The organism is Psychrobacter sp. N25K4-3-2 (genome assembly GCF_015351755.1).
Classification (GTDB): domain Bacteria; phylum Pseudomonadota; class Gammaproteobacteria; order Pseudomonadales; family Moraxellaceae; genus Psychrobacter; species Psychrobacter glaciei.
In genome coordinates, this window is the sequence record NZ_JADKLX010000001.1 from 361,964 (window position 1) to 386,776 (window position 24,813).

The 24,813-nt window shown below is 43.6% G+C and carries 13 protein-coding genes; 9 read left to right on the forward strand and 4 right to left on the reverse strand.

Annotated elements, in window-relative coordinates; translation table 11 throughout:
• The first annotated feature begins 32 nt into the window (after positions 1-32).
• The 3 genes from IOD06_RS01435 (at position 33) to IOD06_RS01445 (ending at position 4,963) form a co-directional block, all read left to right on the forward strand.
• A complete protein-coding gene (locus tag IOD06_RS01435; RefSeq protein WP_194618709.1) occupies positions 33-2,870 on the forward strand; it encodes an ATP-binding protein in 2,838 nt (945 codons plus the stop codon).
• A 210-nt stretch (positions 2,871-3,080) separates the two neighbouring features.
• Positions 3,081-4,235, forward strand: a complete 1,155-nt coding sequence (locus tag IOD06_RS01440) for a YafY family protein (RefSeq protein ID WP_227669833.1) — start codon at positions 3,081-3,083, stop codon at positions 4,233-4,235.
• An 80-nt stretch (positions 4,236-4,315) separates the two neighbouring features.
• Positions 4,316-4,963 carry a TerD family protein gene (locus IOD06_RS01445; RefSeq protein ID WP_010198180.1) on the forward strand — a complete coding sequence of 216 codons (648 nt, stop codon included), beginning with the start codon at positions 4,316-4,318 and terminating at the stop codon, positions 4,961-4,963.
• A gap of 253 nt (positions 4,964-5,216) precedes the next feature.
• On the opposite strand, the gene IOD06_RS01450 is transcribed toward IOD06_RS01445, so the two are convergent.
• Entirely contained in the window at positions 5,217-6,200 is a 984-nt protein-coding gene (locus tag IOD06_RS01450) for an ion transporter (protein WP_194618711.1), read from the reverse strand.
• Between the two features lie 809 nt (positions 6,201-7,009).
• Here IOD06_RS01450 and IOD06_RS01455 point away from each other — a divergent pair.
• Positions 7,010-7,639 (forward strand): OmpW family protein, encoded by a 630-nt coding sequence (locus IOD06_RS01455; protein ID WP_010198177.1) that lies wholly within the window; start codon positions 7,010-7,012, stop codon positions 7,637-7,639.
• A gap of 195 nt (positions 7,640-7,834) precedes the next feature.
• Here the strand turns inward: IOD06_RS01455 and IOD06_RS01460 are convergent, their stop codons facing one another.
• Entirely contained in the window at positions 7,835-9,574 is a 1,740-nt protein-coding gene (locus tag IOD06_RS01460) for a 2-oxo acid dehydrogenase subunit E2 (protein ID WP_194618713.1), read from the reverse strand.
• 25 nt (positions 9,575-9,599) lie between these two features.
• Positions 9,600-12,413: a pyruvate dehydrogenase (acetyl-transferring), homodimeric type gene (gene aceE, locus IOD06_RS01465; protein WP_194618715.1), complete on the reverse strand. Its 2,814-nt coding sequence runs from the start codon at positions 12,411-12,413 to the stop codon at positions 9,600-9,602.
• A gap of 691 nt (positions 12,414-13,104) precedes the next feature.
• Between aceE and IOD06_RS01470 the strand changes: the two genes are divergently transcribed.
• From IOD06_RS01470 to IOD06_RS01490, 5 genes are all read left to right on the forward strand, one after another.
• Entirely contained in the window at positions 13,105-14,751 is a 1,647-nt protein-coding gene (locus IOD06_RS01470; protein ID WP_194618717.1) for a hypothetical protein, read from the forward strand.
• A gap of 263 nt (positions 14,752-15,014) precedes the next feature.
• A complete protein-coding gene (locus tag IOD06_RS01475) occupies positions 15,015-15,482 on the forward strand; it encodes a hypothetical protein (protein WP_189581509.1) in 468 nt (155 codons plus the stop codon).
• 41 nt (positions 15,483-15,523) lie between these two features.
• Positions 15,524-17,605, forward strand: a complete 2,082-nt coding sequence (locus IOD06_RS01480) for a hypothetical protein (RefSeq protein WP_194618719.1) — start codon at positions 15,524-15,526, stop codon at positions 17,603-17,605.
• 125 nt (positions 17,606-17,730) lie between these two features.
• Positions 17,731-23,064: an SdrD B-like domain-containing protein gene (locus IOD06_RS01485; RefSeq protein ID WP_194618721.1), complete on the forward strand. Its 5,334-nt coding sequence runs from the start codon at positions 17,731-17,733 to the stop codon at positions 23,062-23,064.
• 110 nt (positions 23,065-23,174) lie between these two features.
• Entirely contained in the window at positions 23,175-23,948 is a 774-nt protein-coding gene (locus IOD06_RS01490; protein WP_194618723.1) for a hypothetical protein, read from the forward strand.
• 113 nt (positions 23,949-24,061) lie between these two features.
• On the opposite strand, the gene IOD06_RS01495 is transcribed toward IOD06_RS01490, so the two are convergent.
• Positions 24,062-24,754, reverse strand: a complete 693-nt coding sequence (locus IOD06_RS01495) for a TetR/AcrR family transcriptional regulator (RefSeq protein WP_010198157.1) — start codon at positions 24,752-24,754, stop codon at positions 24,062-24,064.
• Positions 24,755-24,813 lie beyond the last annotated feature (59 nt).

Genomic DNA, 24,813 nt, shown 5'->3' on the forward strand with positions numbered 1-24,813 from the left:
TCCACTTTTTTAAGACGACACACCATACGCCTATGACCGAACAAAAATATGCCCCTACGTCTAAAATATCAAATGACGCTAATAAAAAAGACACGACTAATATGGTAACACCTATTGCTGAATTGACTGACGCGCCGAAAGACGGCAAGCAAGCAACACTGGATACGCCGCACCCACTCTTTACTGAGGTTAAGCAGCGCTGCCTTGTCAGCGCTGAGCAACTAAAGCGGTATAGCGAACCAAATGAGCTGCCGACGGACACACGCACGGCACCAGATTTGGACGTTGGCTTTGGTCAGCAGCGCGCGCTAAAAGCACTGCAGACGGCTTTAGATATCAAAGCCAGTGGCTATCATGTGTTTGCGGCTGGTGAAAATGGTTTGGGCAAGCGTACCATCATTAGTCGTTTGCTGACGCGTATTGCCGCCGATGCACCCACACCGGATGACTGGGTCTATGTGCATAATTTTACCGATCCACGTACCCCACTAGCCTTGCGCCTACCTGATGGTCAAGCCTCACTGCTACAGCAGCAAGTCAATCACTTATGGCAGCAAGCAAAAAAACGACTGAGCCAACGCTTCCGTAGCGACCAGTATCAAAGCAAAATCGAGGCCATCAAAAACGACACGCATCAAAAAGAAAGTCAGGCCTACGAGGTGCTCAATGCGGAAGGTAAGCAATATGACTTGGCATTGACGTTTCGCTCCTTTGATAACAAGGCAGTGTTTGTCCATCCAAGCAAATTGGCAGCAGAAACCGATCAAACCACGACTCAAAGTAATAATACTGATAATAAAGATGACAAAACGTCTATTAACAGTCAAAACCCATCAGTAATAGGAGAAAGTAAGAAAGCCACCACTTCTAGCAACGATGCTGCTGACGATAACGAATATGGCAATAGTGAATACGAAGCTGAGCTAAGTAACTTTGTGCAAAAGAACCATATGCAAAAACGCCTAAGTCAGCTGACCATCGCCCTAGAACAGTTAGAGGACGAAGCCAATGACGCTATAGAAGCACTGCATCGCAATATTGCACGTCGTGCCCTACAGCCTTTGTTTACCCCTATTTATGAGCAGTTTTCCAGTCATCCGCTAATCGTTGATTATCTCAAAGCCGTATTTGCCGACATGGTTACGCATGTCGAGCGCATCGTCAATGGCGATGATGAAGAGTTTGTGACCGCAGTTCTGGCGACGACTCCAAGCCGCTATGCGGTCAATGTCATTGTCAGTCACACGCCAGACAGCGGCGCCCCTGTTGTCTTTGAAGATTTGCCGACGCATCTGAACTTATTGGGTCATGTTGAGCAAATCACCCAATTAGGCACGGTCACCACCGATGTCAGTATGATTCGAGCCGGTGCGTTACATCGTGCCAATGGTGGTTATCTACTGTTAGAAGCCAGTCATTTACTTGAGCATCCTTATGCATGGCAGGGTCTTAAGCGCGCACTACAATCGCGCAAAATCAAACTCTCGAGCCTTGAGCAAATGCTGACCTTAACAGGCAGTTTATCGCTAGCACCTGCGCCCATTGACCTTGATATTAAGGTGATTTTGCTTGGCGAAGCAGATCTGTATTATGAGCTATTAGAGCTTGAGCCTGAGTTTGATGCGGTGTTTAAAGTACGCGCTGATTTCCATGATGATGTGGTTCGCAGCAGTGAGCACGAATTGGCACTGGTCGCAAAAATGGCTGACATCATTGATTATGCCAACCTCTACCCATTTGATCGTAGTGCACAAGCCGCCCTACTAGAGCATTTAAGCTTACAAGCAGAGGACCAAGATCGACTAAGTTTGCACAGTGATTTATTGATTAAGCTGTTGCACGAGTCTAACCGTCATGCGCGTTTAGGCGGACAGGAAGTGGTCAGTGCAAAGCATGTGGTTCAAGCCATTGAAGATATGGACGAGCGCTCAGGATACCTGCGTGACCTCTATTGGGATGAGCTCAAAAACGGTCAGCAGCTTATCCAAACCACAGGCAGTGCCGTTGGACAAGTAAACGCCCTCACCGTGGTCAGCTATGCCGATAGTGAGTTTGGCATGCCAGCCCGCCTGACTGCGGTCATTCAACCGAATATCGGTACGGGTGAGATTCTCGATATCGAGCGCGACGTAGACTTGGGTGGTAGCTTGCACGCTAAGGGCATGCTGATTATGACCAGCTATTTGCGCGCATTATTTAGCCAACATCATGCGCTCAACTTCAGTGCTTCGCTCGCTTTTGAGCAAAGCTATGCCCATATCGATGGCGATAGTGCCACCGTCAGCGAAGGCTGTGCGCTATTGTCTGCCTTAGCAAACGTGCCGATTGATCAGTCATTCGCCATTACCGGCTCTATGAACCAGCTGGGCGAAGTGCAAGCAGTCGGTGGTATCAACTCTAAAATCGCCGGATTCTTTGATGCGTGCCGCGAGCAAGAGCTAACGGGTCAGCAAGGCGTGGTCATTCCAATGGCTAATGTCAAACAGCTCATGCTACGCGACGATATCATTGCTGCTGTCAAAGCGGGAGAATTTCATATTTATGGTGTCCATACCCTAAGTGAAGCATTGACACTGATGACTGGCTTACCTATCGATACCATGAATAAAAAAGACCGTTATCGTAAAGAGACATTATTTGGCAAAGTCTTAAGCCGTCTGATGTTATGGGATGAGAACCAAGATAACAATAACGATGATATTGATGATAAAAAGTCTAAAAAGAAAGATAAAAAAAAGCAGAAAGCAAAACGTCAAAAAAAACAAGATAAGAGAAAAAAAGAGAAACGTAAAGACAAGAAAGAGGACAATGAAATCGCGATGAATGACGATCAAGGTGTTAACCAAAGCATCAATCAAGGCATCGATTAAGAGGTCAATAATAATGATACTAAAATGTCCATCAATACCGTACAAGCTGATTGATAGAAAAAGTTAGCCGTTTAAAACCACTTAACGACTCAATAGGCTAAATGATGAGACGCCCTAGACGCTACGATACTTTTCTGCGATGATAAACGGCTAGTGACTCGATAAAGATATCTAAAAACTGATTCGTGACTTCATAAAGGTTATCGCTTAATGACTGTACATTCTACTGACACCGGCCTTCTCCAAGATCAAACAGATGCTATTGAGACTGCCAATACCGTATCGGCTACGGACAATAATGTTTCAGGAAATAGCAGTGATAATCGCCACGGGGCAGCGACAACTGCACGCCAATGGCAAGTGCTATCACAGCTACAGCGCAATCGTTGGGTGGGCACAACCCACATCTACGAGCAGCTGATGATGGCGGGCTTTGATATCAGCCTACGCACTGTTCAGCGCGACTTAAATGCGCTCGCCAAACGCTTTCCCATTGAAAAAAACAATGCCAATCCGCAAGGCTGGCGTTGGTGCGATGATGCCCCATTACAAAGCTTACCGCATATGAATTTATCGCAAGCGGTTGCCTTTAATATGGTTGAAGCCAACCTAACCCAGCTATTACCGCCTGTTATTTTAGATGAATTATTTCCGTGGTTTGACCTAGCACGGCGGCAGCTAAAAAATAGCAAAGTCACTCATTCATGGATAGACAGAGTGCGTATCGAGCCTGCCACCCAGCCACTAATCGCGCCACATATTGACTTGGATAGCAAAGACAACATTTACCATGCGCTCTTTTATCAATTACAAATCAAAGCCTGTTATACCCGTAGCAATAAATCGCAAGCTGGTGAATACATCCTAAATCCCATCGCTATCATTCAACGCGGCGTCATCATTTACTTACTGGCAACTCGCACGGATGATCCAGAGACTGTCATTCGCACCTTTGCCTTGCATCGGTTTGCCAGCGTCGAGATTCTTGAGAGTTCGGCGAAAACGCCCGACGCATTCCAACTAGACACCTATCTAGATGCTGGTGGCATGGGCTTTAGCCATCCATTATTTCGTGAGCTAGCCGATCATGGCAAAAATACGCCTATTGAGCTACAATTCACCAAACAAGCGGGCAAGAGCCTAACCGAAAGCAAGCTTAGCGATGATCAAACGGTCACGTTAAATGATGATGACACACTGACCATTCAAGCAACAGTGAATTTGACCTCGCAGCTGGTCTGGTGGTTGCGCGGTTTTGGCAGTGGTCTCTTAAATGCCAAGCCTGAACTGCTGTATCAAGCCGTCTTGGATAAAACCGTCTTGGATAAAACCGTCTTGGATGAAACACTGAATAATCAATCGTGATGATTGAGTACAAGGCTTAACTCAAACGATATGCAATTAAAATAAAGTCACTTAAAACATCAAAAGTAACAAGGAATACTATGTCGACCACTTCCCCGTCACCATTACTATCGGACAGCTTAAAAGGATTAGGGTTGGATGCGGGAACGTTATTTTTTGCGCTCAATTACGAGTTTACCAAGACTGAACCAAAAGGTATGCTAAAGCGTTTTAAAAAAAATGAAGGCGCGATTGATATTGATTTAGCTTGTGTGCTGTACGACGAGCATTGCACTATTAGCGACATTGTCTGGTTCAAAAAGCTGCGTGATAAAGCTGAATCAGTAAAACATCAAGGTGACAGTCTCAATGGAAAAGATCGCGGCGATCAAGCCATGTATTTGGCACCCCTTGACCAAGAACAAATCAGACTCTATTTGGATAAGATTCCAGCACATATCACTCATATTGCTATGATTGCCAACTCTTACCATGGTCATCCGTTTTCGAGAGTCAAAAAAGGCGAAATTCATCTGAGCGATGACGAGGGCAATCATTGTTTTGAAGTCAATCTAAAACAATTGCCCCGTGATTGCACCACACTTTGGGTGGCACATTTGCGCCGAGAAGTAGATGATTGGCATCTCACGCTGCAAAATTTACCGCTTCCAGCCGAAGATTTGGCCATTGCAGCGCAGCAAGTCGCCCATGAATTGGCACGCGCACTCCCTATTCCGCAAGGGATTTAATGTCAGCAACTTAGCAATCTATCCCTACAAAAAAAAGGGTGCGACGTATTAATAACGTCGCACCCTTTTTGTAAACTCTAATTTTTGCAAATTCCAAATGTAGTCAAAATATCGTAAAAACGCGAAAGTATCGCTGATATCAATTTTTTGTAGCCTCTGTCTGCGCAGGCACAGCAAGCAAGAAAAATGGATATCAGCAGTGCGTGATGTATCGATATTATTTTTCACTTACTATAATTACTACAAATATTACTTACAATGCCTCACCGCAATGTGGACAAAAGTTCTTTTGGCGTAACTCCACCTCTCTTTCACGACGCTCCAGCTCTTGCTCTCGCAATACCTGTAGTACGATGTTTTGCGCCTGTTCCTTATCTAGCCCAAGCTCACGGCGTATTTTTTCTACCATCATCTGATTCTGTACCAAATCAAAATCGCTATCGACCAGCTGTTCACGAAAGTGCTGCTCTAGTTCTTCACGGCGCTGGTTTAGCTCGTTTGCCAAACCCGTGGCGAGAATACCTGCAGGCAAGGCTGCTAAACCCACACCCAGTATCGTAATGATTGCACCCAATATTTTACCAGCGTTGGTAATGGGTATCACATCACCATAACCCACTGTCGTCAGTGTCACCACAGCCCACCACATCGCTTTGGGTATAGATTCAAACTCTTCTGGCTGTGCATGGTTCTCCACCAGATAAATACCACTAGAAGCGGTCACAATCATGATAATTAGAATGAAGATAACGGCTTGAAATGAGCCTTTTTCTTTACTGATTACCACCAATAAAATACGCATCGACGCAAAATAGCGCGTCAATTTAAGAATACGGAAAAGCCGCAAAATACGTAAGAAGCGTAAATCAATCGTGACAAAGAAGTTCAAGAATGCAGGCACAATGGCGACCAAATCAATCAATGCAGAAGGGCTTTTTAACCACTGCCAACGCTGACGCCAAGTCGTATTATCCGGCTTCGCTTCGGCTACGCTCCATAAGCGTAGCAAGTATTCGATAGAGAACACCACAATAGAGAAGTTTTCAAACCACGTAAAATAATTTTGGTAAGGGTAATACCACCGATCGACAGACTCCGCAATCACAGCTGCTACGTTAGTCATGATTAGAAATATCAGAAAATAATCGACATAGCGGCTAAAGAGCGTGTCATGCTCATCATTTTGCAAAATATTATAAACGAAAATACGCAAGCGCCGTATATGTTGGAATTGCATGCGGTCCCTATACGGTGTAACACCGATCTTGTGATAATGAAGTAAAAGTATTAAAGCCTGACTGTCGCGCTCAACAACAGTATAAAGAGCACTCTATATCAGTAACCAATCTTTTACTTATCCTGGTTTTCAAGCACTTATTACCGTATGTTGGATAGAAGCTCTTAGAAAGAGACTTTTATTAACAGCCCTCTAAGCCAGTAGTGGTGAGAATAGCCTACTTATTAACACGAAAGGTTTCACTATAAATCATAATTATGCAAAATTTAGATAATAAAGGTAGACACAAGCCAGCAACACCAGTCCTGTTATAAGAAAAGTGTACTGTAAAAATCGCTCGTCGGCACGTAATTGCCGACTGAGATTTTGAGCAGGTAGTAGAAACAAACCACATTCTGGGCAATAAGTATCCACTTGATTTAACAGGATCATCGAACGTGCTTTCTGACAACGCAATGGCGAATTACTACAGTAACCCAGCATAATATACCTTTACCTTGTTATTTATTATTCGTTATTCATTTGGCGCGGTTTATGTCCTGAACATAAACCTGACTACTAACTTACAACAATGAGAACTGTTTAACAAATATGTTTTTACGGACATTAAGTTTCTGTTCTACATTGTCATTCCCTTAAAAATAGTAAGGTTTTTTAATTAAAACCTTACTAACAAAATGGTTTTAGTGTTAAAATAGCGTAACAATGTTACAGAGCAATCAATAAAGATAACATTGTATATCAGCATTTAATGTCATCCCTCATTAAGTGCTTATCGATAATCTATTTTTGCACCAAGGAACCAAACGATGAAACTACAATCCCTAGTTTTAGTGGCTGCCGCATTTACCATGACAACTGCTTTTGCCGTACCTGCGGGTACATGGTCTGTGGCTGCTGGCGCTCATATGGTCAACCCTAAAAGTGATAATGGCACGCTTGCAGATGGTACACTTTCCGTAGAAGTTGATGATGATATCCGTCCGACTATCAGCGGTGAGTACTTTTTTGCTGACAACGTCGGTGTCGAACTGCTAGCGGCGATTCCGTTCCATCACGACATCACTCTAACCGATGCCGATGGTAATAAAATTGATGCAAAAACTCAGCATCTCCCACCTACGCTATCTCTACAGTATCACTTCGATGGCTATGACCTGCCAATGAACGTCAAGCCATTTGTTGGTGTGGGGATCAATTATACAACTTTCTTTAAAGAAAGAATCTATCTTGGAAATGGCAACGATTTAGAGCTTGATGATAGCGTCGGCGTAGCCGGTCATGTCGGTCTTGACATACCTTTTGCCCCGACTGAGGCATTCCGTATCGATGCACGCTATATGGATATCAAGACAGATGCTAGCCTAAATGGTAATGACATTGGCGAAGTCGATATCAGCCCTTGGGTATACGGCGTAGCATTCGTTAAACAGTTCTAAGATAGCAAAAATAGTATGTATACAAAAAGCCAGCGATTATGCTGGCTTTTTTGTGCCTATTTATTACGATCATTACTGTCTACCCTAACTACTGAGCATTTATTTATAAAAGCAGATAACGACCTATAAAAACAAATCATGACACATAAAAAAAGACCACCCATAGGCAGTCTCTTTCTTAATTGCTTATCAATTCTAGATCAGGATACGGCGCGGATCAGCCAGTAACGTGGCGATATAGCGGGTAAACACTGCGGCATCTGCCCCATTAATCACACGGTGATCATAAGACAGTGACAACGGCAACATCAAACGCGGCTCAAAGCTTTGCGTTTTAGCATCCCAACGTGGCTGCATACTTGCCTCAGACACACCCAAGATACCAACTTGTGGCCAATTTACCAATGGTGTAAAGGCAGTGCCTCCTAGATTACCTTGGCTTGATATGGTAAAGCTTGCGCCTTGCAAATCTTTAGTCGTGAGTTTTTTATCACGTGCTTTGACTGCTAGCTCGCCAATCTCAATGGCGATTTGCTTAAGACCTTTATCTTGCACATTTTTGATGACAGGAACGATTAAGCCATCATCAGTCGCCACTGCGATACCCATATTAACGCTCTTACGCAAAATAACTTGAGTATTATCGTCGCTTAAGTGACTGTTAAAACGTGGATGCTGGGTCAAGGCGTAGGCCGTTGCTTTAACCACAAAGGCCAAAATAGTGAAACCAATACCTTCCGCTTTCATGCTACCTTTTAGCTCACCGCGTAGCTTTTCTGTCTCAGTAATATCAGACAGATCAAACTGTGTGACTTGTGGCAGTAAGGTATTATAGTTAAGCTGCGGTATCGAGACTTTTTGCAGACGGCTAAGGTCTTGTGTGTCTGTCTCGCCCCAAATCTCAGTATTGCTCATATCTGGCAGTTTTGGCAGTCCTGAACTGATAGTACCACTACTTACAGGTGCTGCTTTCTGTGTGGTCAAACTTTCTTTGACGTGAGCAAACAAGTCTTCTTTTAAGATACGTTCATTGACTGCAGAACCTGTCACTTGGCTAATATCGACACCCAGCTGCCGTGCCAGCTTACGCACTGCGGGACCAGCATAAACATCAACTAACTTCTCATTTACCTGAGTTTCGGTCAACTTGCTATCTGTTTTGCTAGCAGCTGTATCAGTCTTGGCAGCTTGCTTCGGCTCACCAGTGGTTTTTGGCTGAGCAGCGCTATCGTCTTTATCAGCACTGTCTTTGCTAACGTTATCTTTACTAGCATTATCGTCTGACTTGGCTGGTGCTGAGTCTTGTGAATCAGAAGTGTCTGCATCACTGACAATGACGATGAAATCCTGACCATTGGCAACCATATCACCGGCTTCGACCAGTATTTTCTCAACCTTACCAGCGACTGGTGCAGGCACTTCTACCGATGCTTTATCAGACTCAATCAATAGAATTGATTGCTCAGCACTGACGATATCACCAACGCTCACCATAATCTCAGAAACTTGCGCCTCATCGACACCTAGATCAGGTAATGCATGAGTCGTGGCTTTGCCAGCGTTAGACGCAGGCTTTGCACTAGACTCCGTTGCCGCAGGTTTGGCTTCAGCGGCAGATTCTGTCTCTGGTGCAACATTAGTATTTTTTTCGTCATTGGGTTTTTGATCGGCATCAGATGCGCTATCGCTACTCTCTTCTGCGCTGTCCGCTTCACTTTCAAGCTCAATCAGTACCATACCTTCACTGACTTGATCACCAACCGCAACGCTGATTTTGGTCACTTTACCAGCAGCAGAGCTAGGCACTTCGACCGAGGCTTTGTCAGATTCTAATAAAATGATATTGTCGTCTTTTTCGATGACGTCGCCAACTTCTACCATAATTTCGCTAACTTCGGCGCTATCGACACCCAAATCGGGGGCTTTAATGTCCATGATTTATCTCCTTGTCTTATGGTTATTATTCTTTGACATCGCCGTCATTGAGTAAAGTCGAATCTGCTTGATCTTCAGAACGACCCTCATTACTGATTTCGTCATCGTCTTCAGCAACGAACTCAGGCACAGGATTTGGATTGACGTTACCTGGTGCTGGCGCATCTGGAGAATGATCCGAATAAGACTGCTGTTGCCATGCAGGTGGCTGATCGACATCGATACCTAAGCTTGAAATCGCATCTTTTACCAGACGCATCTCAACTTCACCTTCATCTGCCAGACGCTTAAGCGTGGCAACGACGATGTGAGCGGCATCAACATTGAAGAAACTGCGTAGGTTTTCACGAGTGTCAGAACGGCCATAGCCATCAGTGCCTAGCGTGGTATAAGGACGATTGTCTGGTAACCAAGCACGAATCTGCTCTGAATAGTTACGCATATAGTCAGTTGCAGAAACTACGATACCTTCGTGCGGTGCCAATTGCTCAGTGACCCAAGGCACTTTTTCTTCATCCATTGGATGCAAGCGATTGTAATCATCACACTCCATACCATCACGCGTCAACTCGTTAAAGCTGGTGACACTCCAGACGTTAGAGGTAATATTAAACTCATCTTTTAGAATCTGTGCCGCTTTTTGTACTTCACGTAAAATCACGCCTGAACCCAATAGTTGTACTTGTGCTGAGCCATTGTCTTCAAGCAAGTACATACCGCGCTTGATACCTTCCTCACTACCTTCTGGCATGGCAGGTTGCTCGTAGTTTTCATTCATTAGCGTTAGGTAGTAATAAACACGCTCGCCTTCACCATACATACGGCGCAGGCCATCATGCATCACAACTGCTAGCTCATAACCAAAGCAAGGATCATAGCTGACACAGTTTGGTACTACGTTGAACAATATCTGCGAATGTCCATCTTGATGCTGCAAACCTTCACCATTAAGCGTAGTACGACCAGCGGTAGCACCCAACAAGAAGCCCTGCGCCTGACAATCGCCTGCCGCCCAAGCCAAATCACCCACACGTTGGAAACCAAACATTGAGTAGTAGATATACATTGGAATCATCGGTAACGCGTTCACAGAGTAACTGGTCGCGAGCGCAATCCACGTACTCATTGCACCTGCTTCGTTGATACCCTCTTCTAACATGTGACCATCAATAGCTTCTTTATAACCCATTAATGCTTCGCTATCTTCTGGCGTATATTTTTGACCAACTGCAGAGTAAATACCCAGTTGACGGAACATGCCTTCTAAACCAAAAGTACGCGCTTCATCTGGTACGATTGGTACCACACGATCTTGGATGTCTTTGTTTTTTAGCATAGCTGACAACAGGCGTACGAATACCATCGTCGTCGATTGCTCTTTACCATTGCTGCCTTTTAGCACTCGGTCAAAAATAGACAATTCAGGAATATTCAATGGAATATGTCCACTGCGGCGGTTTGGTAAATGACCACCCAATGCCTCACGACGACCTTTGAGATATTTCATCTCTGCCGACCCTTCTTCAGGACGGTAAAACGGTAGAGTCTCTAGCTGCTCATCGGTAAATGGCAAGTCAAAACGATCACGGAAATAGACCAGTGCGTCTTGATCAAGCTTTTTCACCTGATGCGATTTATTGACTGCTTGGGTTTGGGCGGATAAGCCGTAACCTTTGACGGTTTTGACCAAAATAACCGTTGGCTGACCTTTGGTTTTCATGGCTTCACTAAAGGCTGCATACACCTTCACTGGATCATGACCACCACGATTTAAGCGTGCGATATCATCATCCGTCAAGGCATCTGCCATCTCTTCTAGCTCTGGGTATTTACCAAAGAATTCTTTACGAGTAAACTCAGCTGTACGGGCCTCATATAACTGGTATTCACCATCGACCACTTCTTCCATACGATGCTTTAGCACACCCGTTTTGTCATTGGCCAGTAGACTGTCCCAGTTACCACCCCAAATAACTTTAATCACGCGCCAACCTGCGCCGCGGAATACAGACTCTAGCTCTTGAATGATTTTACCGTTACCACGGACTGGACCATCCAGACGCTGCAAGTTACAGTTGACTACCCATATTAGGTTATCCAGTTTCTCACGACCCGCGAGAGAAATTGCACCCAAGCTCTCTGGCTCGTCCGTTTCGCCATCGCCCAAGAACGTCCAAATCTTACGACCTTCTTTTTCGAGCAAGCCACGGTTTTCCATATAACGATGCACGTGAGCATGATAGATCGACATGATCGGACCTAAGCCCATCGATACGGTTGGGAACTGCCAGTAGTCCGGCATTAGATAAGGATGCGGATAGCTTGATAAGCCTTTACCACCGACTTCACGGCGGAAATTATCGAGCTGATCTTCTGTCAAACGACCTTCTAGAAATGAGCGAGCATAGATACCTGGAGCAGAGTGACCTTGGTAGTAGATCATATCACCACCAAAGTGATCGCTAGCGGCGCGGAAGAAATGGTTAAAGCCAGTTTCATATAGCGTGGCACTAGACGCGAATGTCGCTAAGTGACCACCTAAGTCATCATCGTTCTTATTGGCGCGCATGACCATTGCTAAAGCGTTATAGCGAATCAAGGCACGAATTTTACGCTCCATACCCAAATCACCTGGGTACATTGGCTCATCTTCGACCGCAATACTATTAACATAGGCAGTATCTAGTCTATTAAATGGCAATCCCTCTTGTACCGCCATGTTGTACAAGGCTTTTAGCAAAAATTGCGCGCGATCCTTGTCCGCATGTTTGATGACAGACTCAAAGGCGTCCAGCCATTCTTGGGTTTCGGTGCTATCAGCATCCTTATAATAACTCATCTTTACTCATCCTTTTTTATCAGTCAGCCCTGTACTATGACAGGGTGTTGTTAAATCAACGTGTTATTTAATATAGTAATGTGCTAACGCTTTGCTGAATGACTTCCTTGTTACAGGTAGCAGGCGACAGGCCGCCGCTCCATCATGTGTTGCAGTCATATAAAGCTCAGGTGACAATATAACGCAACGACCCTTTAGCATCTTGAAGAAAAAGAAGCATAACAAAATCAAAACTCGTGCTATATATCTAATTATTAAACGATAATCACTCTATATTATAGGCGTTTATTGATAGGTTGTTTATGGCTGTAAAGAAATGGCGAAATGACAAGTATTTTTTAAATAAATAACGATTAGTTATTAAGTAAATATTTGATGGCTTTTTAAGAGAATATGCAGAATGTAACAATTTGAATGACAAGGAAAAATTCAAATAATTTGAGATAATCGCGATGTGTAAACATAAGATGTACAGAAAATAAGAAGTACAAAATATAAATAATTATACTACAAGTCAGAAATTTGGCATCTGGTCACAAAAAACCTGCCACCTATCGACTCTTTAAGACATTTTTTACAATTATTCTATAAAATAGTAAGTTACATGATTTATACATTCATCTGTTGAACTGGTAACAGATATGTTCGGTACGAATTCTAATCGTCAGTGTGAGTTTATAGGAATATTACTATGTACATCGATAAATACTTTGCAGGATCTAAGAGTATAGATTTGTTCCAGAAATATAAATTCATACTACTGACTTTAGTAGGGTTTATAGCGTCATTTTTAATCAGCCACTCATCTTTTGCACTTGCTCCTAATCCTGGAGCAGTCTGCTCTGCTGACTTCTCTCAAGGTAGCTTAACCAATGCTGATTATTCTAGCTTAGCTTCTGCAGTCAACACCAATAATTATGTGACGGTTGCAGGCAATGCAGCAGGCAGTATTCCTTTACAGATCAGGATGAATACGGTTGAATCTAGTACTAATACACAACTTAGTAACTTCGGCGTCATTACTGCAGGTGGTCTCAATGCTATTAACATTAGACGGACATTTCCCAATAACACTGCTTTTACAGACATAAATCTTGATTTTCGTAATAGCATAACGTCTCAGCCAATTTTTCTTACTAACGTAGCTTTAAGTGCATTTGACATTGATTACGCCAATAGCAACGGCAATACTTTTGATGACCTTGTTCAAATTACAGGCGTCAATGAAGCAGGCGCTACTATTACTGGAGCCTTTCAACCCATAGTGGGATCAAATATAATTTTTGATCAGAATCTACAGGGTTTATATACTAGAACTGTTAATGATCCTAACTGTCCAGCTAAAGATCTAGGTACTCAATGCCAAGGATCTATTCAGTTTTCTCAGCCAGTGACTTCAGTAAAAATTCGTTATACAAATACGGGCTTTCTTCCAACTGCGACTAATCAAGAGATTGATATTCGAGTAGACAACTACTGTTACGTCCCTCAGTACATTTTCTCTGGTACTGTATTTGATGATAACGGTGGTGTTACCGCTGCTCAAGCTGATGCCAATAACGCTAATATTACAAGCGGTACTTATTTCAACAAGCCCAATTATTTTAATGGCCGATTTGATCCTACTGCTCCTGAATTAGGTATTAGTGGTAGTACAGTCAGGCTTGTGAATTGTGGCAATGCTGGCACTGTTTATGCGACTCAGCCCTCAGGTACAGGCCCTACGATTGGACAGTATCAGTTCAGTGTGCCTATTTCTACCTTTGGTGCTAATCGAAATATTTGTTTGATAGAAAGTAGAACAGGAACGACTTACCCTATCCGAACCACGACTGATAATATTAGTACTGGATTTGCAACTACAACCTATAATTATCCTAACAGAAACTTTGGCAGAGTCATTCCTGCAAACGCTGCATTGGTACTAAGAAAGGCTCAATACGTCAACAACTGCCCTGCAACGCTCAATTACTCTGATAGTACCCTAAATGTCTCAGGAAATACCGATCCTAGGACCGGTTTTAGTGAAGGCGGCATTAACGGCAATATCATACCTGGACAATGTATCGCTTATAGAATTACTGCTACCAATCGTGCAAATATTGACATTAACAACTTTGTGATGAAGGATGTTCTCCAAAAACAAGGTGTTGATGGCGCGACAGTTACATCCGTATTAGCTAACCCCGCACTTTCAACAACTGATTATACTACTAGCGAGAATCCAGCGATTGGAGGAAATGGTGAGGTGAAAACTAAATCTCTTACATTAACAGCTAGAGCTAAACGAGATTTTTACTTCAATACAAAATATGGCACTATTGCAAGCAATCAATAATTTATCTTCTCTTAACACTTTCATCTCTCGTTAGTATCTCATAATAAAAGCCCTGTCTAGCCAGACGGGGCTTTTACCGTTTATATACTTCAAAATGCCAGTTGTCGTTTTTGTGATGAATAATTGTATCAATTACGTGACAATAGAAAAAAGGAAGATAGATGCCTTCTAAAAATGAGAATCATATTAGATTGCAAGCTCCTCCATCAAAACATACGACGTTTGCTATTCACTGATAGTCATGTTCTAAGAAAGGATTTTATATGAAACGTTTTAATCTCTTACACGGTATTTTATTGGCAACCGCTGCTTCTATTTCTTTATTGAATGTCGCACATGCTGATGATGCTCTAAAAATGGAACTGACTGCTAATCAAGTCATCAAGAATGCTGACGGTAAGACAGTATATTCCCCAGTGCGTACCGCGCCAGCAGGTACTGTCATCCAATACAAAGCAACTTATACCAATACCGTCAATAATGATATTAATGATCTGATGGTGACACTACCTATCCCTGCAAACATGACATTCACAGGTGAGGCAAACCCTGCCAGCGCACAAGCCAGTATCGATGGCAAGAATTACGCTGATATGCCTCTAATGCGTAAAATCGACGGCAAGATGATCAAGGTACCCTACTCTGAATACCGTACGCTACGCTGGAACATCAAGTTACTACCTGCGAAAAAGGCGGCGGCTGTTGCCCTTAATACTGTCGTTAATAAATAATCCTTCAACCTTAATAATTTAACTTTTTGGAGATCTACCGCATGAAACCAAATTCTTTTAAATATTCAGTACTAGCTGTTGGTGTGGTGGCAGCAATGGGTATCACTACTGCTAACGCTGCGACCCCTGCTAACGCTGCTACTTCAGGTGCTGCACCTATTAATAACCAAGCGACTGCCAGCTATAGCGTTGCTGGTATCGCTCAGCCAAACGTGGCGTCCAATACTGTAACTGTCAACGTTAGTGAAACAGCTAACTTTGCACTCATATCGACTGTTGATGATGGTAGCATTGGTGACGATACTGCTATCAATCAGACTGCTACGCCAGGTGGTACGACTAACTTTACTCATGCTTTAACCAACACGGGTAACGTGACGGATACTTATACTGTCAATACCACAGGTAATGACTCACCACTAGTAACGGCTTCTCCTGACTATCCTTTAGGTACTGCGCCTGTTACGTTTACTATTGTACAAGCAAATGGTACTGCTTTAACTCCTGCTCAAGTCACCGCTTTAAATGGTCAAGCACAGACAGGTACCCTAGCTAATGGTGGTACTATCAGACTACAGCCAGGTACTAGAGCGAATCTAAGCTATGCAGCAGCTACGCCAGCCGCTCGTAATGGTAACGATAAAGGCGTTGGTACACTAACAGCGACCAGTACTTTCTTCACAGCTAATCAACCAGCAAATGCGACATTGGTAAACGAAAACCAAACGATCGTGAGATTGCCTACCTACAGAATCACAAAAACAGCGACGAGTACTGTTGATCTGACAGTAGCTAACCCGCAGATTGCTTATGGTATTACCGTGCTTAACGCAACTACTGACTATAGTGCTGCTGCGACTGACTTTGTCATTAGAGATGTTCTTCCTGCAGGTATGACCTTACCTAATGGTGCTGCAAGCGTAACAGCTTCAAATGGCGCTACAGTGACAACTTCTGTTGTAAATGGTAGAACCGTTATTGATGTTGCCGTAGCAAACTTAGCCGTTGGTGCAAGTCAAACTATTTCCTTCACTGTTAACGTTGCTCCTGCAAGCTACACTGCTGCTAATAGCACGGCAACGAACAACGTAGAAGTCTACGATAAAATCGTCGGTGCAGTTGGCACGTTACCTGCTACTCCTACACTTAATACTAACTATGACATTTTAGATAGTACAGATAACACTAGAGATGTCACTAGAGTTCCTCCTGCTGCTGATCAAGCGAATGGCGCTGGTGTCGATAGCGCTGGTGTAACCAACTTTACTAGACGAGCAGTTGTATTGAGTGCGCCAACCACCAAAGAGATTGCCCCTGCCTCAGGTACTGCTGGTCAAGCCACACAGACGACAACTATTACTAACGACGGTCAAGATACTGAAGGTACTGATGCTAATCCATTGACCTTCACTATTGCTGATGGTGGCTTGAATCCAGCTGTCAGACCTGTTGTTGGTCCTGTCAGTGTGACTTATACACCGCCTGGTGGTGGAACACCTGTTACCACAACCATTCAACCTACTGTTGCTAATGGTAATACTTACACGCTCAACACAACTACATTACCTGGTGGCATTGCACCTGGTGGCGTACTAGCGATTAACTATAAAGTGTCTTCAGGCAATGTCGCTACTCCTGGAACTGTTGCTGATGCAGCAGCTGTTGGTAGCACTGAAACGACTATCGTAACTTTGACCCCAGCTGGTACTAATCCACCTGCTGCTACTTCAGTGACTGATACAACTAATGTTAGAGGCTTAGCTTTAGTGAAGGCTCAAGCCTTGGATACGACTTGTTCAGGTACGGTTGCTGCAGGGGCGTTTGTTCAAACTGCTATTAATGCAATCCCTGATCAGTGTGTCATCTATCGTATTCAGGCAACTAATACGTCTTCAGCGGCATTAGGTTTCAGTCTCACCGATCTAAACATCTCGGATTTGTTATCCAACTTCTCAGCGGGTGCAGATTTAGTAGCTGGTTCACCTGCTACTTCTGCTACTTCTAACTCTATTGCAGGTCTAGCTAGTACTAGTACTACTGCGGTTCTTGGTAGCGGCTATACCCTAGTTCCTCAGGGCGTTGGCACCTTGACCTTTAGAATTAAAATTAAAAACGCTCGTTAATTTTTATAATCTATAAGCCTTGTAAGAGGCTTGTAGATAAACCCTCTAGCTTGACCTAAAGGTTCGTTAGCCAAGCTAGAGAGTTACCACCCCAGCCCCTTTATGTTTTATTGGATAAGCGACATATGACTCTATCAATTATGACACCGTCTAATCGTACCGCATTGTGTACAGCGAAGATCTCTGCGCTGTCATTGGCAATGTTGCTTATGCAATCAAATATGGCTTTTGCAGCATCTGATGATACTGTACAAACTATTACTAATACTGCCAATGCTAGCTTTAACGTCGATGGTGATAATAGCGTCGGTTTGAGTAGCATCTCTAACCAAGTACAAGTCAAAGCTTCTGCACTTCCTGAATTTGGTATTGATCTAACGAAGCAGGCAGTACAGACAGTCATGCCCAATACTTTGGTTAATTGGGTCAATGTCCTAAGCAATACCAGCTACAGCAACCAAACGGTTGAGCTGACATTAAATATATCGCCAACTCTTTCTAATTTAAAAGTTTATCAAGACTTAAATAAAAACGGCATCGTAGATAGTAATGATAGAGAAGTTATCTTTGACAACTTGAGCACTCAGATCATGCTTGGGCACAATGAAAGCATTCAACTTATCGTACAAGCCTTGTCGGATCCTAACGGTAAAACTGATGATACTGCTGAGATTCAGATTGGTGCTATCGTTCTAGAAGATCCCTCAATAACTGCTAACGTTACTGACAAGCTCGTTATCGTTGAGCCTGAGATAAAATTTACGACGCCTAAGTTTGATAAAAATAAAACCACCTCTCAAATCGATGAAAACGTCTATATCAATGCCAGCTACGCCCAATGCAACGTTCAATCTGATAAGCCAGATCAAGTGTGGATTACCATCAAATCTCCTAAGACTGGAGACAGCTATTCACTTAAAGGAATAGAGACCGGTAATAACACAGGTAAATATCAGCTGTCCGCAGCAACTCAAAATAACGCTAATGCTATTAACGACAAGCTTATCCAGACCTTGAACAACGACACATTGACTGCCAGTTTAGATGCTTGTATCGCCCCTTCAGTTGGCATCGGTGCTGATGAACTTCCGAGCGCTTCAGATTTCACAGTAAGTATCAGTGACCTAAGCTCGCAAATCAATATCATTGATGACAATCCAACCTTAGTCGTCACCAAAGAGAGCGAAACAAAGAGCGCTGAGCTTGGTGATTATGTTAGCTATACTATTAACGTTGAAAATAATAGTGATTTCACCGCTTATGACGTACAGCTAAAAGACGCATTGCCCCGTGGTTTTGACTATGTAGCAGGTAGTGCTCGCGTTACTCCTACGACGACTATCAATGTCAATCAACCACAGACCACTGAGTTCAAAGCAGAAGGCAAATACCAAGTCCTGAACCTAGGTAACTTAGAGGCTCGCGAAAATAGAGAGATCACTTATCGCGTGCTAGTAGGTGCTTCGGCATTAGGTGGTGACGGTATCAACCGCGCTACCGCACAAGCTCGTAACAGCGAAACGGCTCAAGCCACCACTATAGTTTCTAGAGAAGCACAGTGGCAGATCGAAGTCGAACGCGGTGTCATGAATACAGATGGCATCATCATCGGTAAGGTTTATCACGACATCAACCGTGATGGTATCCAACAAAAAAATGATGGCGAGCTTGGCGTCGCAGGCGTGCGTATTTATATGGAAAACGGTAACTTTATCGTGACCGATCCTGAAGGTAAGTATAATTTTTATGGCGTTAGTGCAAAGACTCACGTGCTAAAAGTTGATCGCACTACCATACCTAGAGAAACCGAACTGGTTACCCAAAGCAATCGTAATGCGGGTGATGCGGGTAGCCGTTTCGTTGACTTAAAATATGGCGAATTACATCGTGCCGATTTTGCTATCGTTGGTGGTATGGGCGATAGCACGGAACGCTTGAACGCAGAGCTTATTGCTCGTAGCAAATCTGTGAGCGCTAAGAATGACACCCTTGAGCAAGCCGTAAAAACTGAGCTAACCCTAGACCCTGATTACAATCGTGACTACGATGACAATGTGGAAGCCAGTGGCTGTAACGTCAATGGCGACTTAGACCTTGGTAATAACTGTGACTCTGCTATCATCAATGAAATAGTCAATCCAGCAGCCAATCGTGTCGATATGGCTGTCACCACAGTAGCACCGCCAGTAGAAAAAGAGCTAGAAGAATACTTAAAAGAAGTGGCTAATAATGATGTCGCCTTTATAAACCTAAGCGAAGGTCAGCAGCTCAGTATTTATAAGCAAATGGTACAGGTCCAAGCGCCTTTAGGCTCTATTTTTACCCTTTATGCCAATGGTAAAGCGGTATCAGAACAGCAAATCGGTAAAACCGCTGAACAAGAGAAGCAAAATGTGACTGCTTTTGATTATTATGCCGTCGACTTACAACGTGGTAAAAACACCTTACGTGGTGTGGCAACTGACGTAAATGGCAAAGTCATTTCTGAGCAAACTATCAAAGTATTGACACCTGATAGTTTACAAGCTATTAATTATCGTACTCAAGAACAGCTAGTGCCTGCTGATGGCGTGAGCGAATACCAGATAGTCGTTAGTCTAAAAGATCGTGACAATCGCCCCTATATTGGTACTACTTCTCTTACGCTTGATACTAATATCGGTCGTATCAATTTGAAAGACAGCAGCATAGATCAATCCGGTACTCAAGTTACTGTATCAGGTGGTGAGCTGTTGGTTTCAGTCATCGCCCCGAGTGTACCAGGTAAGGGTGAGCTGATTATTGATACCGGTAGTAGCAAACAAATCATTCCGCTACAGTTCACTGCTAAGCTACGTCCTCTCATTGCTGTTGGTATCGTAGAAGGTGCTATCTCACTCAAAGATTTTGATGGCGGCAGTATTACTGATGCTCAAGGTGCATTTGAGCAAGAGCTTAATGATTTTGCTGGTAACGATGACTATACGGCATCTGGTCGCGCTGCGATGTTCCTCAAAGGCAAAGTACGCGGCGACTATCTGCTAACCCTCGCTTATGACAGTGATAAAAAAGGCGAACGTTTATTCCGTGATATCGATCCGGGCGAATACTATCCCGTCTATGGCGATTCATCAGCCAAAGGTTTTGACGCCCAATCTACCAGCAAGCTTTATGTTCGAGTAGATAAAGGCCGCTCATTTGCCATGTATGGTGATTTAAAAACTCAAATCGATAACGATGAAGGCATCAAGCTTGGTCAGTACAACCGTACGTTGACGGGTATAAAAGCACAGTATGAAGACAGCAATACTCGTGTTACTGCCTTCATAGCCGAGACCAGCACCAGTCAGCGCGTTAATGAAACTCGTGGTTTGGGTATCTCAGGCCCTTATCCATTGGCTGAAAACTTTGACGCCGTATTAGAGAATTCAGAAACGATCGAGGTCATTACTCGCGATGCGAACAACCCAGGTTTGATCGTCAACCGTGAAACCCTTACCCGCTTTGCAGATTATGAAATTGATCCTATTAGTCGCAGCCTATTCTTAAAAGCCCCTATCGCTAGCCAAGATATCGATGGCAACCCTATTTATCTACGAGTCACTGTAGAAGTCGATGAAGGCGGTGAAGAATATTTGGTCGGCGGTATCGCTGCCAAGCAACAACTGAATGCTAAAGTGGCTATCGGTGGTAGCTATGTCAACAGTGACGATCCACTTAATAAAGAAGAGCTGGCCAGTGTCAACAGCGTTATCAAATTTAGCGATAAGCTAAAGCTGGTTGCCGAATACGCGATGAACAAAGCTGAAAACCCAAACTTTCAACCAAGCAATCAGATTAATGCCGATCTTTTAGAAGGTAACGACGTCGAAGGCGACGCACTACGTATCGAGCTTGACTTTAATAACAAGAAAAACACCCGTGCCAAAGCTTATTATAACGATACAGACGAAGGCTTTGTCACTGGCGCCTCGCCGCAGACAGCTGGTCGCACTGAATCTGGTGTTGAAGTTACTCATACATTAAACAACAAGCAAACGGCACTTAAATTTGAGGGCGTACGTACTGAAGATCATACGACCGATGCCAATCGCAAAGGTGTAGAAGCAAGCATTGAACAGCGTCTAAGTCAGAATATCGTTGGCGAGATTGGGGTGCGCTACTACAAGCAAGATGCAACTGCCGCCTCACGTAATACCCAAGCAGCCACTGACGTGCTAGATGTCACCGATGACACAATATTCAACGATGACATCATCAATCAATCAGCACTCAATGGCGTCAGTAACGCTGACAAAGATATCGAAGGGACGACTGCCCGCGCCCGTCTGACAGCACGTTTGCCCAAGCTGAACAACTCGTTAGTGTTTGCCGAATATGAGCAAGATATTGACAATAGCGAACGTAATGCCACCTCTATCGGCGGCGAGACGCCACTGGGTAGCTTAGGTCGCTTATACGCCCGCCATGACTTAATTAATAGTTTGTCAGGTAGCTACGGTCTAGATGATTCTGATGAGCGTCAGCGTACGGTCGTGGGATTCGATGCCACTTATATGAAAGACGGTAAGGTTTACAGCGAATACCGTATGCGTGATGCAATCAGTGCACGCGAAGCAGAAGCAGCTATCGGTCTAAAAAACAAATGGTATGTCCAAGAAGGCCTAACCTTGAGCACACTATTTGAGCGTGTCGAGTCTTTAGAAGGTGACGAAGATAGCACGGCAACCGCAGCGGGTGTCGGTGTTGAGTACCTAGCCAAAGAAAACTACAAGGCTTCAGGGCGTTTAGAAAAACGTTGGGGCGACACCAGTGACACCCTTCTCGGCAGCGCGGGCATTGCTTATCGTTACACCGATGATATTACTTTATTAGCAAAAGACATTTACTCAAAAGTAGATTATAACGATGGTCATCGCACCATCAACCGTTTCCAGCTTGGCGCTGCTTATCGTGATTATGATAGCAATCAACTCGACATGCTTGCCAAGCTTGAGTATCGTCTAGATGACAACGCGACTGGTGACGACCCTTATCAAAAAGATGCGATTGTTTGGTCATGGAGCGGCAATTACCATCCGACTCGCCCATTAACGCTATCAGGTCGTTATGCGGGTAAATATACAGAGTATGATGCTGACGATATCTTAAGCGATAACACAGCTCATGCTGTCTATGCACGCAGCTTATATGACATTAGCGAGCGCTGGGATATTGGCTTACAAGCAGGTACTTATTGGAATAAACAAGCGGATGATATGTCTTATATGCTGGGTGCTGAAGTGGGCTATAGCCCAATGACCAATCTTTGGTTATCACTCGGCTACAACTTTATGGGTTTTGAAGATGAAGACATCGCTTATGATGATAGCACTCAAGAAGGTGCTTACTTTAGACTGCGCTTTAAGTTTGATGAAGACTTATTCAAACGTGAAGACCCACGTAAAAACAAACGTCTGACCAGTAATTCTACGTTATAGTTTAAATGTTACAATGTTACTTTGCTATTATTCATCGGTTAGTGACTCATAAAGTCAGTCTTAATAAGAGTAAATATCCACACTTATTACCTTAATATAAGGTCAGTATTATGTTGTACTCTGCGATTAAAGCAATAACTTACAAACAGCCTATCTATACTGCGCTCTCAGCAGTATTACTACTGGCAACTGCGTCATCAGCAGTGGCAGCAGACAGCCATACTCAAGCTACCACTCTACAAACCAATGACTATTGTGATAGTGAATTGCAAAGCGAAACGCCTGCTTATAAATATCAAAGCACGCATCAACGTGCTATGCAGTGTATGCTGACACAATTGAAAGAGTATCAGCAAAAAAGTATGAGCGCACGTCAGCAATACTTTGCTTATAAAGCGCAAGCTTGGCTGACCTATGCCATCCATCAAGACAGCATGAATAGTCGCTCAACTGCTGGGCTACAAGCAGCACAGTTTGCAGAAACCATACTACACGCGCTAAAGAATGATACGATACAAGACATCAGCCTGCATCAAGACATTCCCTCCAACTCAGCCTTGATGCGACCCGATCTGTGGGCAACCCTAAGCGCCCTAAAAGATAGTGACGGTATTACTTCAGCACCACGTGAACTGGCGTTCAGTGAGGTTTCTCTCATCTGGGCAGCGACCAATCAATGCGAGCGAGGCTGGCGCGAGTCAGGCAGCCACTTTCGCATGGCAGACCGTTGGCTAGAGCAAGCGCGTGAAGCCTATGTGAATGCCCATGATTCGCAAACCAACGTTGCTTTGCAGAACCTAATTGTCAGCTATTATGAGAAATATGCGCCTTTAGATACAAGTACTGATATTTGCCGTGGGCAGTTATTAACGCCGATCCGTTAGACCTATCCTAACCACAGCGAACAAAGACAGTAGACATAAAAAATCCGACATATGATGTCGGATTTTTTTATTTACTTAAGGCGTGTCATCAAAATGGCTAAATTGCAGAGAGACTAGCGATTCTTACGTGGTAGTTTTTCTGGTAGGTAGCAACGCAAGTAAGCAATAAATGCGGTGTTCGCTTCTTGAATATACTCATTGGTAATGCTTTGATGACGGCGATAAGATAAGGTAAAGATAGCATTTACAATACTATAGGCGATCAATAGCGTGTCTTGAATGTCGTGGAAACTCGGCATCTCATAACGCTCTGACAAACGCTTATAAACCAAATCAACGATTTGATGATCGATATCTTCACCAAAACTATCGCCTTCAAAATCAGGTGTATTGGTGTCATAAACGAGCTTGGCTTTGGTTTTATCGTTATGGAATATCGTCACACACTTATCGATAAGTGCCGTCAAATAACCCTGCCATCTGTCATAATTACCGATATCGACCGTTTCTACTATTTCTAATATTTCAATTGCATTCAAAAAGCGTAATGCTAAAAATATTGCTTCGATATTAGGGAAGAAGTGATAAGCAGAGGCTCTTGGAATGCCGGCTTCTTCACATACAGCAGCCAAAGTAATGTCATTAATAGCTTGTGTTTCACTCAACTTTTTGGCACCAGCCAAAAGTTTCTGACGGCGTGCACGGCCTTGCTGACTGGTGAATTTGAACTTATTCGGTACCAGTTTTTTTGCCAGTTCCGAGTCTACCAACACATCTTCAATCTTTTCGTCTTTGTTTTCGCTCATTATAAATCTCTTAATGTTGTGCCCTATCTTTATAAATATGGTCTTCATTGGACAGTATT

What these genes read in the sequence shown, in the direction of transcription:
- IOD06_RS01435 (WP_194618709.1), top strand. Translation starts at nt 33, where the DNA reads ATGACCGAACAAAAATATGCCCCTACGTCTAAAATATCAAATGACGCT.
- IOD06_RS01440 (WP_227669833.1), top strand. Translation starts at nt 3,081, where the DNA reads ATGACTGTACATTCTACTGACACCGGCCTTCTCCAAGATCAAACAGAT.
- IOD06_RS01445 (WP_010198180.1), top strand. Translation starts at nt 4,316, where the DNA reads ATGTCGACCACTTCCCCGTCACCATTACTATCGGACAGCTTAAAAGGA.
- IOD06_RS01450 (WP_194618711.1), bottom strand. Translation starts at nt 6,200, where the DNA reads ATGCAATTCCAACATATACGGCGCTTGCGTATTTTCGTTTATAATATT.
- IOD06_RS01455 (WP_010198177.1), top strand. Translation starts at nt 7,010, where the DNA reads ATGAAACTACAATCCCTAGTTTTAGTGGCTGCCGCATTTACCATGACA.
- IOD06_RS01460 (WP_194618713.1), bottom strand. Translation starts at nt 9,574, where the DNA reads ATGGACATTAAAGCCCCCGATTTGGGTGTCGATAGCGCCGAAGTTAGC.
- aceE (WP_194618715.1), bottom strand. Translation starts at nt 12,413, where the DNA reads ATGAGTTATTATAAGGATGCTGATAGCACCGAAACCCAAGAATGGCTG.
- IOD06_RS01470 (WP_194618717.1), top strand. Translation starts at nt 13,105, where the DNA reads ATGTACATCGATAAATACTTTGCAGGATCTAAGAGTATAGATTTGTTC.
- IOD06_RS01475 (WP_189581509.1), top strand. Translation starts at nt 15,015, where the DNA reads ATGAAACGTTTTAATCTCTTACACGGTATTTTATTGGCAACCGCTGCT.
- IOD06_RS01480 (WP_194618719.1), top strand. Translation starts at nt 15,524, where the DNA reads ATGAAACCAAATTCTTTTAAATATTCAGTACTAGCTGTTGGTGTGGTG.
- IOD06_RS01485 (WP_194618721.1), top strand. Translation starts at nt 17,731, where the DNA reads ATGACTCTATCAATTATGACACCGTCTAATCGTACCGCATTGTGTACA.
- IOD06_RS01490 (WP_194618723.1), top strand. Translation starts at nt 23,175, where the DNA reads ATGTTGTACTCTGCGATTAAAGCAATAACTTACAAACAGCCTATCTAT.
- IOD06_RS01495 (WP_010198157.1), bottom strand. Translation starts at nt 24,754, where the DNA reads ATGAGCGAAAACAAAGACGAAAAGATTGAAGATGTGTTGGTAGACTCG.